Origin of the sequence: Duganella sp. 1411 (genome assembly GCF_017833525.1) — a bacterium.
Classification (GTDB): Bacteria; Pseudomonadota; Gammaproteobacteria; order Burkholderiales; family Burkholderiaceae_D; genus Rugamonas.
This window is the reverse complement of record NZ_JAFICD010000001.1, coordinates 105,634-123,282: the sequence shown is the minus strand read 5'-3', so window position 1 is coordinate 123,282 and position 17,649 is coordinate 105,634. Positions and strand designations below refer to the sequence as shown.

Annotated in this window: 15 protein-coding genes and 2 pseudogenes; 11 read left to right on the top strand and 6 right to left on the bottom strand. The window is 68.7% G+C overall.

Annotated elements, in window-relative coordinates; translation table 11 throughout:
* Positions 1 to 14 precede the first annotated feature (14 nt).
* Positions 15 to 1,193 carry an efflux RND transporter periplasmic adaptor subunit gene (locus tag JOD97_RS00495; protein ID WP_209712686.1) on the bottom strand — a complete coding sequence of 393 codons (1,179 nt, stop codon included), beginning with the start codon at positions 1,191 to 1,193 and terminating at the stop codon, positions 15 to 17.
* A gap of 211 nt (positions 1,194 to 1,404) precedes the next feature.
* Between JOD97_RS00495 and JOD97_RS00490 the strand changes: the two genes are divergently transcribed.
* Both JOD97_RS00490 and JOD97_RS00485 read left to right on the top strand, forming a co-directional pair.
* The gene (locus tag JOD97_RS00490) at positions 1,405 to 2,145 is read left to right on the top strand and encodes a response regulator (protein ID WP_209712685.1); all 741 of its coding nucleotides are present in this window, start codon (positions 1,405 to 1,407) and stop codon (positions 2,143 to 2,145) included.
* A complete protein-coding gene (locus JOD97_RS00485) occupies positions 2,145 to 3,203 on the top strand; it encodes an ATP-binding protein (RefSeq protein ID WP_209716963.1) in 1,059 nt (352 codons plus the stop codon). The genes JOD97_RS00490 and JOD97_RS00485 overlap by 1 nt, the downstream gene beginning before the upstream one ends.
* 92 nt (positions 3,204 to 3,295) lie before the next feature.
* Here JOD97_RS00485 and JOD97_RS00480 read toward each other — a convergent pair whose 3' ends face one another.
* Positions 3,296 to 3,754, bottom strand: a complete 459-nt coding sequence (locus JOD97_RS00480; protein WP_209712684.1) for an Lrp/AsnC family transcriptional regulator — start codon at positions 3,752 to 3,754, stop codon at positions 3,296 to 3,298.
* 125 nt (positions 3,755 to 3,879) lie between these two features.
* Between JOD97_RS00480 and JOD97_RS00475 the strand changes: the two genes are divergently transcribed.
* From JOD97_RS00475 to JOD97_RS32465, 3 genes and pseudogenes are all read left to right on the top strand, one after another.
* Positions 3,880 to 4,416 (top strand): alpha/beta hydrolase, encoded by a 537-nt coding sequence (locus JOD97_RS00475; protein WP_209712683.1) that lies wholly within the window; start codon positions 3,880 to 3,882, stop codon positions 4,414 to 4,416.
* A gap of 185 nt (positions 4,417 to 4,601) precedes the next feature.
* On the top strand, positions 4,602 to 5,027 hold the full coding sequence (locus tag JOD97_RS33200) for a hypothetical protein (RefSeq protein ID WP_373999762.1): 426 nt from the start codon (positions 4,602 to 4,604) through the stop codon (positions 5,025 to 5,027).
* Positions 4,912 to 5,421, top strand: a pseudogene (locus JOD97_RS32465) (peptidoglycan-binding protein); the annotation flags it as partial. The gene JOD97_RS33200 and the pseudogene JOD97_RS32465, both read left to right, overlap by 116 nt.
* A 96-nt stretch (positions 5,422 to 5,517) precedes the next feature.
* Here the strand turns inward: JOD97_RS32465 and JOD97_RS32460 are convergent.
* Positions 5,518 to 5,811 carry a DUF1540 domain-containing protein gene (locus JOD97_RS32460; RefSeq protein WP_229264287.1) on the bottom strand — a complete coding sequence of 98 codons (294 nt, stop codon included), beginning with the start codon at positions 5,809 to 5,811 and terminating at the stop codon, positions 5,518 to 5,520.
* A 426-nt stretch (positions 5,812 to 6,237) separates the two neighbouring features.
* On the opposite strand from JOD97_RS32460, the gene JOD97_RS00465 reads away from it, so the two are divergent.
* From JOD97_RS00465 to mgtA, 3 genes are read left to right on the top strand one after another with little or no spacing between them, the layout of a single operon-like run.
* Positions 6,238 to 6,915, top strand: a complete 678-nt coding sequence (locus JOD97_RS00465; protein WP_209712681.1) for a phosphoribosyltransferase — start codon at positions 6,238 to 6,240, stop codon at positions 6,913 to 6,915.
* 15 nt (positions 6,916 to 6,930) lie between these two features.
* Positions 6,931 to 7,830 carry an erythromycin esterase family protein gene (locus JOD97_RS00460; RefSeq protein ID WP_209712680.1) on the top strand — a complete coding sequence of 300 codons (900 nt, stop codon included), beginning with the start codon at positions 6,931 to 6,933 and terminating at the stop codon, positions 7,828 to 7,830.
* A 22-nt stretch (positions 7,831 to 7,852) separates the two neighbouring features.
* A complete protein-coding gene (gene mgtA, locus JOD97_RS00455; protein WP_209712679.1) occupies positions 7,853 to 10,417 on the top strand; it encodes a magnesium-translocating P-type ATPase in 2,565 nt (854 codons plus the stop codon).
* Here the strand turns inward: mgtA and JOD97_RS00450 are convergent.
* The 3 genes and pseudogenes from JOD97_RS00450 to JOD97_RS00440 form a co-directional block, all read right to left on the bottom strand.
* Positions 10,372 to 12,040: pseudogene (locus JOD97_RS00450) on the bottom strand (ATP-dependent metallopeptidase FtsH/Yme1/Tma family protein). The gene mgtA and the pseudogene JOD97_RS00450 sit on opposite strands and share 46 nt — an antisense overlap.
* A gap of 102 nt (positions 12,041 to 12,142) precedes the next feature.
* Positions 12,143 to 12,586, bottom strand: coding sequence for an Hsp20/alpha crystallin family protein (locus JOD97_RS00445; RefSeq protein ID WP_209712678.1), 444 nt, complete (start codon positions 12,584 to 12,586; stop codon positions 12,143 to 12,145).
* Between the two features lie 19 nt (positions 12,587 to 12,605).
* Positions 12,606 to 13,055: an Hsp20/alpha crystallin family protein gene (locus tag JOD97_RS00440; protein WP_229264126.1), complete on the bottom strand. Its 450-nt coding sequence runs from the start codon at positions 13,053 to 13,055 to the stop codon at positions 12,606 to 12,608.
* 253 nt (positions 13,056 to 13,308) lie between these two features.
* Here JOD97_RS00440 and JOD97_RS00435 point away from each other — a divergent pair, with 253 nt between their 5' ends.
* From JOD97_RS00435 to JOD97_RS00425, 3 genes are all read left to right on the top strand, one after another.
* Positions 13,309 to 15,822, top strand: coding sequence for an EAL domain-containing protein (locus JOD97_RS00435; RefSeq protein WP_209712677.1), 2,514 nt, complete (start codon positions 13,309 to 13,311; stop codon positions 15,820 to 15,822).
* Between the two features lie 121 nt (positions 15,823 to 15,943).
* Positions 15,944 to 16,786 carry a universal stress protein gene (locus tag JOD97_RS00430; protein WP_209712676.1) on the top strand — a complete coding sequence of 281 codons (843 nt, stop codon included), beginning with the start codon at positions 15,944 to 15,946 and terminating at the stop codon, positions 16,784 to 16,786.
* Between the two features lie 10 nt (positions 16,787 to 16,796).
* Positions 16,797 to 17,636: a universal stress protein gene (locus JOD97_RS00425; RefSeq protein ID WP_209712675.1), complete on the top strand. Its 840-nt coding sequence runs from the start codon at positions 16,797 to 16,799 to the stop codon at positions 17,634 to 17,636.
* The last annotated feature ends 13 nt before the right edge of the window (positions 17,637 to 17,649 follow it).

Below are 17,649 nucleotides of genomic sequence, written 5' to 3'. Positions count from 1 at the left end.
TCTATCCTGTCCAATTAGCGGGCAGCGGCGGCGGCCACGGTGGCGGCACCGGCGCCCGGCGCGGCCTTCCACGGGCGGGCCACCACCTTGGCGCCCTCCTGCAGGCGCTCCTGTCCTTCGACGACGACATTGTCGCCGCCGGCCACGCCGGCGCGCAGCACATATTGGCGCCCGACCAGCGGGCCGGCCTCGACCGGCCTGAGCCTGGCACGCTGCCTGGCGTCGACCACCCACACCCGCGGCTTGCCGGCGCTGTCGCGCAGCAGCGCCTGTTGCGGCACCAGCAGTTGCGACGCGGGACCGCCACGCGGCAACCGGGCGCGCACATACATGCCGGGCAGCAGCAGGCGCGCGCGGTTGTCGACCTCGACGCGCACCACGGTGTCGCCGGTGGCGGCGTCGACGTTAATGCCCGAGAACAAAATCCGGCCTTTGACGGCCAGCGGCCGGCCGTTGGCGCCGACGATGGCGACGTCGGCGCTGTGCTGGCCGCCGGCCGCCGCGCGTATCGCGTCCAGCATCGCGGCCGGCTGGCGCACGTCGACATACACGCGGTCGATCTGCTGCACCAGCGCCATCGGATTGGCGTCGCCGGCGCCGACCAGCGCGCCTTCGGTCACCAGCGCCTGGCCGACCCGCCCGGCGATCGGCGCCTTCACGCGCGCGTAGCCGACATCGAGCGCGCGCCGCGCCAGCGTGGCCCGGGCCAGCGCGACATCGGCGTCGGCCTGCCGCGCGGCCGACACGGCATCGTCGTACAGCTGGCGGCTGACGGCGTCGGCCGCCACCAGCGGTTGCAGGCGCGCGGCCTGCTGGCGGGCGCGCGCGGCGACCGCCTCGGCGCGTTCGAACGCGGCGGCGGCGGCGTTGCGCTCGGCCTTGAAGGCGGCCGGATCGATCTCGAACAACGGCTGCCCGGCCTTGACCTCGGCGCCCTGCTCGAACCAACGGCGCAGCACGATGCCGCCGACCTGCGGCCGGATCTCGGCGGTGCGCAGCGCGGCCACGCGGCCGGGCAATTCGTCGTCGAGCGTCAGCGTCACCGGCGCCAGCTTGAGCGTGGAGACCAGCGGCGCGGCCGGCGCCGGCGCCACTTCCGGCGCGTTTTGCTTGCCGCACGCCACCAGCGCGCACGCGGTGCACAGCACCAGCGCCGCCGGCGCCAGCGATCGGGTAAGGCCTTGCCTCTTCATCGTCATACTCTTGGCTACTTCCTGAAAAACAGTGGTTAATCGGCAGCCGGCCAGTCTAGTCGTGGCGCATGAGGATTGGATGCAGCGAATGTGGAGATTGTATGGAGGCGTAAAATAGTTGCCCAACGGACGGAAAGGCTCGCAAGACCGCCGCGAATCCGGTAAATTGCCCGCTTTCACCCCCATCTTTCACGCACTGTTATTACGGCCGATGCCCAACCCACCCGCTCCCGCCCCGGCACGTCTGAACGACGGCCTGGTACTGATCATCGAAGACGAACCGGAGATCGTCGACATCATCCGCGCCTACCTGGCGCGCGACGGCCTGCGCGGCGTTGGCGCCGGCGACGGCCGCGAGGGACTGCGCCAGCATCTGGCGCTCAAGCCGGACCTGGTGCTGCTCGATGTGAAGATCCCCGAGCCCGACGGCTGGCAGGTGCTGGCCGAGCTGCGCCGGCGCGGCGACACGCCGGTCATCATGCTGACCGCGCACGACCAGGACCTCGACAAGCTGCTGGCCCTGCGTGTTGGCGCCGACGACTACGTGGTCAAGCCCTTCAACCCGGCCGAGGTGGTGGCGCGGGTGCGCGCGGTGCTGCGGCGCGCGCGCGCCGGCGGCCACGGCAACGGCGGCAACGCCGGCATGCTGCGCTGCGGCCCGCTGGAGATCGACCTCGACACCCATCAGGCGCGTGTCGTCGCCGATGGCGCCAGCACGCCGCTGCCGCTGACCTTGACCGAGTTCCGCCTGGCCGTCTACCTGGCGCGCACGCCGCGGCGGGTGGTCAGCCGCGCCGAGCTGCTGGCCAGCTGCCTGCCGGAAGGCGACGCGCTGGAGCGCACCGTCGACAGTCACATCAGCAAATTGCGCCGCAAGTTGGAGGAGGCGGGCGTCGCCGGCATGCCGTTCAGCCTGCGCGGGGTCGGCTACCGCATGGTGGAGCCGACGTGATGCGCGAACCCGGCTTGAGCCGCCAGATCCTGTGGTCGATGGGCGCCGTGGGGGTCGGCATGGCGTTGGTGGTGATGGTGAGCCTGTACGCTTTCTACACGCTGTGGATCATGTTCTATCCGGAATCGGGCTTGCCGCCGCCGGAAAACCTGATTCCCACCTGGCCCGAGTGGGTCTTCATGGGCCTGTTGGTGTTGGCGGCCATGGCGGTGGCCGTGGTGGCGGCCAGAAGGCTGTCCCGGCGCTTGCTCACGCCGCTGAACTCGGTGGCCGACAGCGTACGCCGCGTGGCGCGCGGCGAGCTGCACGCGCGCGCCGTCGCCGGCGACCGTTCGCTCGGCGAGACGGCCGCGCTGGTCGACGACTTCAATTCGATGGCCGAACGGCTCGAGCGCACCGCGCACGAACTGGTCACGTGGAACGCCGCCATCGCCCACGAACTGCGCACGCCGGTGACGATCCTGCGCGGACGCCTGCAAGGCCTGGCCGAAGGCGTGTTCGCGCCCGACGAGGCGCAATTTCGCAGCCTGCTGGGACAGGTCGAGGGCCTGTCGCGGCTGATCGACGACTTGCGCACGCTCAGCCTGGCCGACGGCGGCCACCTGACCATGCGCCTGGCTTCGGCGCCGATCGCCGACGAGATCCGCGAGCTGGCCGAGTTGATGGGCCCGGGACTGCGCCAGGCCGGCCTGGCGCTCGAACTGCGGCTGGACGATGTCGATGTCGTGTGCGACATCACGCGCGTGCGGCAGGTGCTGCTCGCCTTGCTGGACAACGCCCGCCGCTACGCCGTGCCGGGCCGCGTGCTGGTCGAGGCGCGGGTCGACAATGGCGCGCTGCACCTTGCCGTCGAGGACGACGGCCCCGGGCTGAAGGACGACCTGGCGGCGCACGTGTTTGAGGCCTTCCAGCGCGGCAACGACTCGCGCGCGCGCGCCAGCGGCGGCAGCGGCCTGGGTCTGGCGGTGGTGCGGGCCATCGCGCAGGCGCACGGCGGGCGCGCCAGCTACCAGCGCGGCGATGGTGGCGGTTCCGTGTTCCGCATCGTGTTGAGGTAGCTGTGCGTGCCCGGCCGGCGCGTGTCGCCATCGAACCAACCGTCTCCATATTGGCGTGGTCGGGCGCGGCATAGGCCACCCCGGTCCGACAGTCACGTCTCCGGCCCGCGGATAGGCTTAGGCGGATAGCTCGCCAGCACCACCGAGGTGGTCACGGGTCCGAACTTGGCGAGCGCGTCGACGGCGGCTTCAAGTTGGCTCATCTCTTCGACCAGAATCCGAACGAAAAAACAATCTTCGCCGGTGATCCGATGCGCCTCGACGATCTCCGGCATCGCCGCGAACGCGCTCAGACAACGTTTGATCTCGGCGTGCGTCGTACGGATGCGCACGATCGCCGCGATGCCACGGCCAACCAGACCGGGGTTCACGCGCGCCGCATAGCCTTCGATGACACCATGCTCCTCCAGCCGCCTGATACGCGCCGTGACCGCCGGCTGCGAAAGCCCGATCCGCTTACCCAATTCGGTATTGGTGACGCGGGCGTTGCACTGTAATGTCTCCAGGATGCGCCAGTCGAGCCTATCCAACACGATCCGCTTTTCTTTCATTTGTCAGCGCCTGCTATTTCCTTCATTTCGAGCGTCCCTGGCCATTAATTCATTTGAATTGTGATTTTGCCAGAATCCGTTGCCTTTTACACTGGTGTCCTCATTCACTGATGGAGATTTGACAGATGGACTATCCCGTTTTTGTTGTTCCAGGTATCGGCAACTCCGGTGCGTCGCACTGGCAGAGCAGGTGGCAGGTGGCGCATCCCGATTGGCGGCGCCTTGCGGTCGGGGACTGGGACCGCGTGGTCTGCGATGACTGGGTGGCGGCGATGGAGCGGCAGCTGGTGGAGATCGGCGGGGAGACCATCCTCGTGGCGCACAGCCTCGGCTGTTTGGCGGTGGCGCATTGGGCTGCGCGGCACACGGGAAGGATACGCGGCGCGTTGCTGGTGGCCGTGCCCGATCCGGCCGCCGCGGCATTTCCCCATGCCGCCACGACCGGATTCGCGCCCTTGCCCATGCAGACACTGCCCTTTCGCACCGTCGTCGTGGCCAGCAGCGACGATCCGTATGGCGGCATCGACCATACGCGCGCTTGCGCAACCGCGTGGGGAAGCAAACTGGTCGAAGTTGGACCGCGCGGACATCTCAACGCGGCCAGCGGGCTTGGCGACTGGCCCGACGGGCTTCGACTGTTGGAAACGCTGATGAACAGCTGAGCCGGAACGAAGTCCCCACTATAAGATGGGCAGCTCCTGCCACCGCTGCCGATGATCGATTGAACTCGTACCGGGTGTGCCAGTCCAACCCATCATCGGTGACCAAGGTGTCAACGTATCATGCGGTTGAGGGAAGCTGCGCCGCTTCCGGCGGCTGCCATATCAATGGGCCACCCGGTCAATTCATGCCGAATCTATCCAGCGTTGTTTGCGGCTTGCTGCTGCAGCTAACCATCACCGCGGATATGCGGGCAAAAACCGCCGATCCAACGCAGCCAAGCCCGATGACGGCGACCGTCGGGCCGATATCGGAGGAAATAGCGACACGCCCTGCCAACGCCGCGTTGGTGCGTCGGCTGTATGAGGCGGCGGGAAACGAAACCATCTGGCTGGGCGCCGAACGACGGCAGGCGGAGCGGGCGTTGGCGTTGCTGCGCAGCGCGCCCGAGCATGGATTATCCCCCGCCCACTACCGCGTTGAAGAACTCACGCAACCTGCTGGGAGACCTGGTTCCCGGCGTCGACGGTGGCAACGCACAGCAATATTCGGCCGGGCTCGCGGAAGCCGTCAAACGTTTCCAGTCACGCCATGGCTTGGTGGAAGATGGTGAACTCGGACCGGCCACCATGCAGGCCTTGGCCGTGCCCCTCGCGCCCCGGGTTCGCCAGCTCGGGCTGACCCTCGAGCGCCTGCGCTGGCTGCCTGCCCTCCGGCCGGGCCGGCTCGTCGTGGTGAACCTGCCGGCCTTCAGGCTGTGGGCATTCGACATCGCCGCCCAGGCCATCAGCCCGGCGCTGGAAATGCGCGTCATTGTCGGCAAGGCGGCGGGCACGCCAACCCCGGTGTTTGTCACCCAGATGCGCTACCTGGACTTCCAGCCCTATTGGAATGTTCCCAGCAGTATTGAGCGAAACGAGATCATTCCGCAACTGGCGCGCGACCCCGCTTATCTGAAGAAAAATGACATGGAAATTGTCGGCCGCGACGGCAAGCTTCTGCCTGCCGGTCGACCCGACGCCTTGGCGGCGCTGCGTGCCGGGCGCGCCAGGATCAGGCATGCGGCACCGAACCAGATCCAGATCAAGCAAAAGTGTATTTTTTCAGCGGGCCGCGTACGTCAGGCAATGGACAAGAGCGAGCCTGTGGCCGACGGAAATCTCCTCGGCCGTGCATTCGTAGTCTTGGTTGTGCCTGCAAGTATCGACCTTGCAGGCACCGACGCCGGCCGCCGGGCGGGAGTCGGTGGCGCCCCACCCTGCGGCCGGAACCGACAGGCAAAGAGCGGTGTCGCAGGCTGGGTTGCCCATGTCGCCGATGGTAATGGCCTTGGCATGGCAACCGTTGGCCGCGTTGTAGACACATTCGGAAACTGAACAGTTCTGCACCACGGACATCTGTATGGATAGCGTTTTCATGGATGGGTACCTTCGTTGGTAGCGGCGGGCACGAGAACCGTACCCTTGAAAATTGATGGGGACGTGTGAGGTGTACGCCTGCGCCCTGTATATTCTTTCGCTCAAAGGAGGCCGACGACCACGGGCACGCTCCATCGCTCAATGCCTGCCAGCTTAGGTCTGTCGAAAGGACCAAGTTTGATATGCCTCAATCGCGTGTGCTGGCGCCAATCGACGGTGGTGGCGCCGCCCATAGGCGACAGGTTGCGCCGCACGATTGCCGGTGGCGCCGGTCCAACCTTTGCGCGCCGATGAACGCCCCGCCCCAGCCTACCCTCGCCTACGTCTTCTGGCCACAGGGCAAGCGGTTCGATGCCATCCCGGAGACACATCGTGGAACGCGCGACTTGAGACAACGGCATGCCCATGAAAAAGCTGTTCAGAAATCGCTTTCAGGCCGGTAGTTTGCTCGCGCGGCGATTGGGTGCGTACGCCCGGCGGCCCGATGTCATCGTACTGGCCCTTCCACGTGGCGGCGTGCCGCTCGGCTTCGCAGTCGCCCGGGCACTTGAGGTTCCGCTCGACATCATATCAGTGCGCAAACTTGGGTTGCCGGGCCATCCCGAGTACGCGATCGGCGCTGTCGCGGCCGAGGGACCATGCCTGCTAAAGACCGGTGAGATCGCCATGTTCGGCGTGCCAGCCGAGGCGATCGAAGCGCTCGTCGAGCATGAACGGCTCGAGATCGCGCGGCGCGAGGCGCTGTACCGTGCCGGCCGGCCGGTCGCGCAGTTGCAAGACAAGGTCGTAATCCTGGTCGACGATGGCATTGCCACGGGTTCGACCATGCAATTGGCGGTCCGGCTGGCGCGCCGCGCGCACGCGGCGAAAATTATCGTCGCCGTGCCGGTCGCGGCAAATGATACCTGCGCAGAACTGGCTCCCGAGGTCGACGCGTTGATATGTCTGCGTACGCCGCAGCCGCTCTATTCGGTCGGCCAATGGTATGACGACTTCGGGCAGACCAGCGACGAGGAAGTGACGCGGCTGCTGCGCATGGCCCGGCGCGAGGCCACGCGGAACCCGGACGGCCAGACGTCCTAGGCGCAGGAGAAAACCATGCCTTCGACAACGCAACAAGCGGTCAAGATACGATGTGGCGCCGTCGATCCGGATGGCGTGCTCGCCCTGGCCGATCCCCCGGCCGGCTTCCAGGCGAAGCGCGCGCCGTCCCCGCCATCCCACATCACAAGGAGTTTGACCATGACAAGCCATGCCTGGCCTCCCGCATTAATCGGTTCGGTCGCGGCGTCGGCCCATGTGCTGACCGGCGCCGGCGACGACTACGACGCGCTCATCGAACTGATCGACAAGGCGCGTCTCATGAACGCGGAACGCTACTACCGCACCATGTTCAGCGCTCATGTCTCTTCGTGGAACCTGCGCGACCATCACATGGCCGGCACGCTCGAGGCGCTCGCCTCGCACCTGCGCGCGCCGGCGCGGGACCTGCCCGCCAAGATCGTCGTCTGGGCACACAACTCGCATGTGGGCGACGCGCGCGCCACCGAGGCGGGACGCTGCGGCGAATGGACCCTCGGCCAGTTGGCGCGGGAGCGCTACCGCGAACAGGCATTCCTGATCGGCCTGACAACCTACGAAGGCACCGTCACCGCCGCATCCGACTGGGACGCGCCGGCCGAGCGCAAGCGGGCGCGCCCCGCCCTCCCGGGCGCGTATGAATCGCTGTTCCACCACACCGGCATCCCGCGCTTCATGCTGCCCTTGCGCGACGATACGGAAACCAGCCGGGCGCTGTGGAAACAGGCACTCGAACGCGCCATTGGCGTCATCTACCGTCCGGAGACGGAGCGGCAAAGCCATTATTTCCATGCCCACCTGTCGCAACAGTTCGACGCGATACTGCATTTCGACACCACGCGCGCGCTCGAACCGCTGGAGTTGACCAGTCCCTGGAAGCTGGGCGAGGCGCCGGAGACGTTCCCGGTCGGCGTTTAGCGCCAGCGGCAAGGGTGCCGGCATGCCGATAGATCCCCTTTCCGGGCCGTGGTGGCTGGCACCGCGACCGGCCGAAGCGGCCCTGTGCGCGCGCGACGCCGACGGCCTGACGGAAGGCGAGGCCAAGGCCCGGCTCGCCCGGTACGGCCCCAACCTGGTGCGACAACGGAAGCACCGGCCGCTCATAGTGCGCTATCTCGCCCGCTTCAAGAATCCCCTCGTCCTCATCCTCCTCGGCGCCAGTGCGGTGTCGGCCATGACCAGGGAGTACACCAACTTCGCCATCCTTAGCGTCATCGTCCTGTTGAGTGTCAGCTTGGACTTCGTTCAAGAGTATCGAGCGAACGCGGCCGCGGAGAAATTACGTCTTTCGGTGTCGCTGCGGGCCCTGGTGATGCGCGATGGCAAGGCATCGACGATCCCGGCGGCCCACGTCGTCCCCGGCGACGTCGTCCTGCTGGCGGCCGGAGACATGGTTCCGGCCGACGGGCGCGTACTCGAGGCACGCGATTTTTTCGTCAAGCAGGCCCTGCTGACCGGGGAATCGTATCCCGTCGAAAAGCGCCCGGACACGCCGCCCGCCACCGCCACCGACATCGCGCAGGCGACCAACGCGGTATTCATGGGCACCTCGGTCATCAGCGGCAGCGCGCGGATCCTGGCGCTCAAGACCGGCCCCGACAGCGCCATCGGCGGCATCGCCGACAGCATCTCGGCGCAGTCCCCGCCGACGTCGTTCGAGACCGGCACCCGCCGCTTCGGCATGCTGATCATGCGACTGACGGTCCTGATGGTGCTGTTCGTCCTGCTGGTCAACACGTTGTTCCACAAGCCCTGGCTCGAATCGTTCCTGTTCGCGGTGGCGCTCGCTGTCGGCCTGACGCCGGAATTGTTGCCCATGGTGGTCTCGGTCACGCTGGCGCGCGGCGCGCTGCGCATGGCAAAACAGCACGTGATCGTCAAGCGGCTGACGGCGGTCCAGGACCTGGGCTCGATGGACGTGCTGTGCACCGACAAGACCGGCACGCTGACCGAGGCGAAGATCGAGATGGAACGGCACATCGACGCGCTGGGCCGGCCCAGCGAACGCGTGCTGGAACTGGCGTACTTCAACAGTTTTTTTGAAACCGGGCTGAAAAGCCCGCTCGATGACGCCATCCTCGGCCACCAGCACATCGACATGGGCTCCTGGAAAAAAATCGACGAGGTACCATTCGATTTCGAGCGCCGGCGCGTCTCCGTTTTGATCGACAACGGCGCCACCCGCTGGCTGGTGGTCAAAGGCGCGCCCGACGACATCGTCGGCCTGTGCGCCCGTTACGAAGCGAACGGCGCCGGCGACGAGCGCGCCATCGACGAAGCCGCCTTGGCCGCCATCCGGGCACAGTACCATGCGCTCGAAACGGACGGCCTGCGGGTGCTCGGCATCGCCTGGCGCCAGGTCGCGCCCGAGCGCGCGCACGCCATGGTCGGCGATGAAACGGAACTGGTGCTGGCCGGTTTTGCCTGCTTCCTCGATCCGCCCAAGGCCAGCGCCGCCCCGGCGCTGGAGGCGCTCGCGCGGCTCGGCGTGGCGATCAAGGTCGTCACGGGCGACAGCGAACTGGTCACGCGCCACGTGTGCGCCCAATTGGGGATACCGGTGCGGGGCATGCTGACCGGCGGGGAAATCGCGCGCATGGAAGACCACGCGCTGCGCGTGCGGGTGGCCACCGCCAACCTGTTCTGCCGCATCAATCCCGCCGAAAAGAACCGCGTCATCCTGGCGCTCAAGGCGCGCGGCCATGTGGTGGGCTACCTGGGCGACGGCGTCAACGACGCGCCGTCGCTGCATTCGGCCGACGTCGGCTTGTCGGTCGATTCGGCGGCCGACCTGGCCAAGGAGGCGGCCGACATGATCTTGCTCGAACCGGACTTGAACGTGCTTCACGCGGCCGTGCTGGAGGGGCGCCGCACCTTCGGCAACATCATGAAATACATCATGATGGGCACCAGCTCCAACTTCGGCAACATGTTCAGCATGGCCGGCGCGTCGCTGTTCCTGCCTTTCCTGCCGATGTTGCCGGCGCAAATACTGCTCAACAACCTCTTGTACGACATCTCGGAAGTGCCAATCCCGCTGGACCAGGTCGATCACGGGGAAGTCGGCCTGCCGCGCGCGCTCGACCTGCATTTCGTGCGCAACTTCATGCTCGTGATCGGCGCGGTCAGTTCCGTGTTCGATTTCCTCACCTTCTACATCATGCTGGTGGTCTTGCACGCCGACGAAAGGCTGTTTCAAACCGGTTGGTTCGTCGAGTCGCTCTGCACGCAGGTGCTGGTCATCTTTGTCATCCGCACCCGCGGCAATCCGCTGAACAGCCATCCGCACCCCTTGCTGACGGCGACCTCGCTGGCGGTCGTGGCCATCGCCGTGCTCATGCCATTCACGCCGGTGGGCGGCTATTTCGGCCTGGTGCCGCCGCCCGCGCGTTTTTATTTCATGCTGGGCGCGACGGTACTGGTCTATCTCATCACGGTCGAGCTGATCAAACAACGCTTCTATCGCTGGTCCGCCGCCGGCCGCACCGGCGCCGTGTCGCGTTGACCCAGCAACGCATCGAGCGCCACCCGGTCAACGGTTTCCTTGTCCAGTAATACTTGTGCGAGGGCATCGAGCAACTGCCGCTTCGCGGTCAGTGTGGCGGTCACGCGCGCGTGCGCGGCGCCCAGCAGCGCGGCGATCTCGGCGCCGATGGCCCGCGCCGTGCGCTCACTATAGCCTTTTTTATCCGGCGCGGACGGGGGAGACGTCCACACGGCGGGCGCCTGTTCGAACGTGGCCAGGCCGAGCCGCTCGCTCATGCCGCACTGGGTCACCATGTGCCGCGCCATGTCGGTCGCCAGTTGCAGATCGTTCTGCGCGCCCGTCGACACGTCGCCAAACGCCAGTTCCTCGGCCACGCGTCCGCCCAGGAGGACGTCCAACCGGTCCAGCAATTCCGCTTTCTTCAGAAGATAGCGGTCCTCGGTGGGGAGCTGCTGCGTATAGCCGAGCGCGGCGATGCCGCGCGGGATGATCGAGATCTTGGTGGCGCACTCCGTCCCGCCAACAACGCCGCGTCGTTGATGAGATTGGCGAGGTCGGCGCCGGCGAAGCCCGCGGTGCGCGCGGCAACCACGGCCAGATCGACGTCCGCCGACAACTTGACCTGCCTGGCGTGGACCGCGAGGATCTTCTCGCGTCCCTTCAAATCCGGCCGGTCGAGCGCGATGTGGCGGTCGAAGCGCCCCGGTCTGAGTAACGCGGGATCGAGAATTTCGGGGCGATTGGTCGCGGCCAGGATCAGCACGCCCTTGTTCGTATCGAATCCGTCCATCTCGACGAGCAACTGGTTGAGGGTTTGCTCCTGCTCGGTGTAGCCGCCACCGGCGACCCCGGCGACGCCGCGCGCCCTGCCCAGCGCATCGAGCTCGTCGATGAAAATGATGCACGGCGCCATTTCTTGCGCCTGGGTGAACAGATCGCGCACCCGCGCCGCACCCACGCCGACGAACATCTCGACGAATTCCGACCCGCTGATCGAGAAAGACGGCACGCCCGCCTCGCCGGCGAGCGCCTTGGCCAGCAGCGTCTTGCCGGTGCCGGGCGGGCCGACGAGCAACACGCCCTTCGGGATCTTGCCGCCCAATCGACGGTAGCGCTGCGGATCCTTGAGAAAAGCGACCACCTCCACCAATTCGTCCTTGGCCTCGTCGATGCCGGCCACGTCGTTGAATGTCACGCCGGTATCCTGGCAACGTAGACGCGCGCTTTGCTTTTGCCGACATCGAACACCAATCCGGCCGGCATGCCCGATTTTTTGGCGACCATGCCTGACATCCACAGCAGAAAGGCCAGCGGCACGATCCATGACAGCAAGGTCGGCAGCCAGTCGCTTGTCGCCTGCCCCGCGAAGCGCGCGCCGGACGCCTCCAGGTCCGCCTCCAGGGCCGGGTCGGCGACACGGATCGTGCTGAAGCGACACGGTTGGCCGTTGGTGCATTGGAGCCGGCCCAGCGTCTCGTGCCGCAGCACCTGCTCAAGTCCGTTGGCTTTGAGCGTCCCGCTGATCGCGTCGTCGGCGATGGTCACCTCGCTGACGTTGCCGGCGTACAGCAGGCGCTTGAAATCACTGTACGGCAGCGGCTGGGCGCCGCGTGCGCCAAGCATGGCGTACAACAGCAGCATGACGACCGGCAGCGCCAGCCAAAACCAGGCCGGCGGGCGCAGACTGCCGGCGCCGGTGGCGCGGCAGATCCATCACGCGACTGTCGAGATACCGGGCCACGGCTAGCGCACCGGCACCAGCGTGCCGCGCGGCGCGCCCGCCTTCGGCAACACCAACTTCAAAATGCCATGACGGTATTCGGCGCTCGCCTGCCCCGCGTCGATCGCCTGCGGCAGCGTCAAGGTGCGCTCGCGCCGGCCGACATAGCGCTCGCGCCGCAGCACGCTGGCCGTGTCGTGCTGCGCGTGTTCGGCGCGCGCGGCGCTGCTGATGCGCACCACGTTGCCTTCAAGCGCGACCGTGATATCGCCCTGGTGGGCGCCGGGCAGCGCGGCCAGCACGGTGTAGGCCTGCGGCGTCTCGCTCAGGTCGATCCGTATCTGTTCGTTCAACCGGCGCACCAGATGCCGGAAGCGCGCCCCGCGCCACGCCTCGGCCAGGTCGCGCCAGGGATGGGGACGGGTCCACGCGCGGCGCCGCGTGCCCGGTAGTTGTGGGGTGTGCATGGCGGCTGCTCCGCTGGCGCTATTGGATCGCCAGCCGGGTGCCGCCGGCGCCGGCCTTTTTGGGCAGCGTCAGGCGCAGCACGCCGTCCTCATAGCGCGCCTGGGCCTGGCTTTCGTCGACCTCGTGCGGGAGCGTGAAACTGCGGTACCATTGGCCGGCGTGGCGTTCGCGCCACAACATGCCGTCGCGTTGCTGCTGTTGTTCCGCCGCGGCCTGCGCGCTGAGCGACACCTGGCGGCCATCGATGGCCACCTTGATGTCGTCCTTCTTCAACCCGGGTAGCTCGGCCTCCACGTCAAAGGCCTGATCGGTTTCGCGCACATCCAGGCGGATGCCGCCGGACCCCGCGGTGGCCGGCCAGAACCACTCCATGCCGCTGTCGCGCATCAGATCGTCCAGCGCGCGCAGCGGCTCGAACAGCGATAGGGCGGCAACGGGGTTGAACCGGGACAAATTGCTCGTCATCATGGCGTTTCTCCTCAAAAGTCGTGGGTAAGCTGACCACTATAGGCGTCCGCCCACGCGGGTTTCCTGCGCCAGATCAAAGTGGCGCGCGCCGCCGGGCCGGCGGCAACCAGGCGCGGCCACGCCGTGGCGCGAAAAGCCACCCGCGAGGGAATCCCCCGGCACGGCGGCGGTCCAACCTCAAGGGGACGGCTCCGCACCGGCGGCGCCGGCGCCCGGCGGGCGGGCGATGACCATTCCAGACCAGCGAGGAGCTATGGCGGCGGCAGACAACGTATCGGCGGCGGGCGGCGGGCCGCGCACCATCCTGCTGGCGGAGCACGACCGGCAGGTCGCCGCGCACCTGTGCGGCCAGCTCGCTTCGCTGGGCTACAGGGTCTGCGGCCGCGTCGACACGGGCGCCGCCGCCATCGCCGCCGCCGAGGCATCGCGCCCGGACCTGATCTTGCTCAACACCGCCTTGCCAGGCGAGACCGGCGCCATCGACGCGGCCGAGGCGATCGACCGGCGGCTGGGAATCCCGGTGCTGTTCCTCAGCGCCGACACCGCGCCCGGCGCCGTCGGCAGCGCTTTGCGGGCCCATCCCTACGCCTACCTGGCCACGCCGGTCGATATCCGCGAGCTGTATGCGCAAATCGAGGTGGTGCTGGCCAAGGCCCGCGACGACAGCCAGGCGCGCGACGCCCTGCAATGGTACGACGCCACCCTGCGCGGGGTGGCCGACGGCGTGATCGTCACCGACGCCGCCGCGCGCCTGCGCTTTCTCAATCCGGCCGCCGAACGGCTGCTGGGGCAGACGCTGGCGGCGGTGCGCGGCCACGACATCGACACTGTCGTGCGGCTGCAGGACGCCGCCGGCGCGGCGCTGCCCTCGCCGCTGCGGCGCCTGCTGGCGGGCCAGCCGCCGTCGCCATTGCCGACGCCGCTGTTGCTGCTGCGCGACGGCGCGCCGCAGCCCGTCGAAGACTCCGCCGCCCCGATCCACAACGCCCAGGGCAAGCTGCTGGGCGCGGTCATGGTGCTGCGCGACACGCGCCCGCGCGAGGCGGCGGCCCAGCAGCTGCGCCAAAGCGAGGAGCGCTTCCGCAACGCCTTCGACCTGGCGCCCGGCGGCATGGCGCTGGCGGCGCCGGACGGCAGCTTCCTGCAGGTCAACAACGCGCTGTGCCGCCTGCTGCGCGCCGAGCCGGCGCAACTGGCCGGGCGCCGGCTCGACGACTTCAGCGCCGGCGAAGCCACGGCGGCGCCGCTGCTGCGCACGCTGCGCGACGGGCGCACCGCCAGCGTCCAGTTCGAGCAGCGCCTGGCGGTCGGCGACGCCGAGGTGTGGGCGCTGGTGAGCGTGTCGCTGATGCGGCAGCCGTCCGACGCCGGCACGCTGCTGTTCCAGTTGCACGACATCACTGAGCGCAAGCGGGCCGAACAACGGTTGGCGCGGCTGGCCCACCACGACCCGCTGACCGGCCTGCCCAACCGCGCCGCCATCAGCGAGGAACTGGAACGCCAGATCGCGCTGGCGCGCCGCCACCGCCAGCGGCTGGCCGTGGTGTTCCTCGATATCGACTATTTCAAGCATGTCAACGACAGCCTCGGCCACGAGGCCGGCGACGACCTGCTGCGGGTGGTCGCCCAGCGCCTGCGCGGCGCGATGCGCGGCTCGGACATGGTCGGCCGGCTCGGCGGTGACGAATTCGTCGTGCTGCTGCCGGAAATCCAGGCCCTGAACGACGTCGTCCACGTGGCCGCCAAGATGCAGCAGGAATGCCTGAAGCCGGTGCACATGGGCGGCCACGAGCTGCGGGTGGGCATCAGCCTGGGCGCCAGCCTCTACCCCGACCACGCCGACGACGCCCGCAGCCTGCTGCGCTACGCCGACAGCGCGATGTACCAGGCCAAGGCCGAGGGCCGCGGCAACATCCAGTTCTACCACCACGACATGACGCGCGGCATGGAGCGGCGGCTGCGCCTGGGCGCCGACCTGCGCCGCGCCCTCGAGCGCCAGGAATTCGAGCTGTATTTCCAGCCGATCGTCGCGCTCGACTCGCTGGCGCCGCACGCGGCCGAGGCGCTGCTGCGCTGGAACCATCCGGAACTGGGCCTGCTGGGACCGGACGAATTCCTGCCGCTGGCCGAGGACATCGGCCTCGGCGCACCGCTGGGCGCCTGGGTCGTCGACACCGCCTGCGCGGCGGCGGCGGGCTGGCCGGGCGGCGGCCCGCAACTGGCCATCAACGTGTCGCCGGCGCAGTTCCGGCACAACCACCTGATGCCGCTCATCGCCCGGGCGCTGGCGTCCTCGGCACTGCCGCCGCACCGGCTATGCCTGGAAATCACCGAACAAATGCTGCTCGGCGACAATCAACACAACCGCGACATCCTGCGCGAGCTCAAGGCGCTGGGCGTGCGCATCTCGATCGACGACTTCGGCACCGGTTACTCATCGCTCAGCTATCTTAGCCACTTCAGGCCGCACGAGATGAAGATCGACCGCTCGCTGGTGCTGGGCGTGTGCGACAATCCCGAACACGCGGCCATCGTCCGCGCCGCCGTCGCGATGGCCCACAGCCTGCAGCTGGCGGTGGTCGCCGAGGGCGTCGAGGGCGCCGGCCAGCACGCGCTGCTGCGCCACATGGGATGCGACCTGGGCCAGGGATACTGGTATGGGCGGCCACTGCCGGCCGCGCAGTTCCACGCCTGGCTGGCCGCGCCGGACGCGCCGCGGCACGGCGGCGCCGCATTGGATGCGTCGAGCCCGTCCGAAGGCTGTTGAACGCCGCGCCTTCGCCGGCAATCCCAACGTCGCTTTGATCTGGCGCAAGGCCCGCATCGATCGGTTTTTCTACCATCGAAGACTGGGCGCGGCGGGTTGTCGCCCCTCATCGGAGTTGGCCATGTCCTACAAAACCATACTGGTCCATGTCGACGGCGCGCCGACGGCGCCCGAACGCGTCGCCGTGGCCACCCAAATCGCATCGCAGCACGATGCCCACCTGGTCGGCGCCGCGACGACCGGGCTGATCACGAAGTACTGCCGCGGCGGCGATATCATGCTTGCCGCCGCCCTGCTGCAGGAAGAAATCGATCGGACCAGGCAGGACGCCACGGTGGCGCTGGAGGACTTCGAGCGGCAAGCGCGCGCCGCCGCGCTGCGCCATGAAAGCCGCCTGACCGACGACGAACCCCAGACCGGGCTGGTGCTGCAAGCCCGGTATGCGGATCTGGTGGTGCTGAGCCAGAGCGCCCCCGGACAAGACGGTCTGCTGGCGGGCCCGGGCCTGCCGGTGCACCTGGCGCTGTTCGGCCGCCGGCCGGTGCTGGTCGTTCCCCATGCCGGCAGCCAGCGGCGGCTGGAACGCCACGCGCTGGTCGCCTGGGACGGCAGCGGCCCGGCCACGCGCGCCGTCACCGACGCGCTGCCGCTGCTGCGGCGCAGCGCCCGCGTCACCGTCGCCGTGTTCGATCCCGGCCGCCAATCCGTCGTGCACGGCGCCCAGCCCGGCGCCGACATCGCGCTGTTTCTGGCGCGCCACGACGTCAACGCCGAGGTGCTGGAGCGCGCCACGCCGGCGGGCCAGGGCGTCGGCGAGGCGCTGCTGTCGCTTGCGGCGGAGCTCGGCGCCGACTTGCTCGTGATGGGCGCCTACGGCCACCTGCGCTGGCGCGAGATGGTGCTCGGCGGCGTCACGCGCACCGTGCTCGCCGCGATGACGCTGCCGGTGCTGCTGTCGCACTGAGGAGCGCGAGATGGGCTACGCCACCATCGCCGTCCACTGCGACCGCTCGCCCCGCGCCGCGGCGCGCTACGCGCTGGCGGCGCAGGTGGCGCGCGCCACCGGCGCCCACCTGACCGGCGTCGCCGCCACCGGCGTGTCGCGCTACGCCGAATGGCCGCGCGACCCGGCCGCCCCGGCGCCGCTGGCGACGGCACGGGAACAATGGCACCGCCAGGCGCAGGCGGCGCTGGCGTCGTTCGAGCGCAGGGCCGCCGCGGCCGGCGTCGAGCGCCGCTCGCTGTACCTGGTCGACGACGACCCCGAGAGCGCATTGCTGCTGAGCGCGCGCCATGCCGACCTGCTGGTGCTGGGCCAGGCCGACGCCCGCGCCGTGCCGCCCGGCGCCATCCGCCCGCTGCCGCCGGAGCTGCTGCTGCACGCGGGCCGGCCGCTGCTGCTGGTGCCGGCGCAGGGCACCCGCTCCGGCCCGGTGGGCCGCCACCCGCTGCTGGCCTGGGACGGCAGTCCGCGCGCGGCGCGCGCCTTCACCGACGCCTTGCCGCTGCTGCGCCCGGCGGGACGCGTGACGCTGCTGACGCTCGACGACGACGCCGGGCCGGCGCCGCACGACGCGCGGGCCGGCGACGACATGGCGCTGTATCTGTCGCGCCATGGCGTGCGGGTCGACGTGGTGGCCGAATCGACGCGCGCCGACGCCGGCTCGGCGCTGCTGCGCGCGGCCGCCGCGCGCGGCTGCGACCTGCTGGTGATGGGCGGCTACGGCCACCGCCGCCTGCGCGAGACGCTGCTGGGCGGCACCACCCGCACGGTGCTGCGCGACATGACGCTGCCGGTGCTGATCTCCCACTAGCCCAAGACACCGG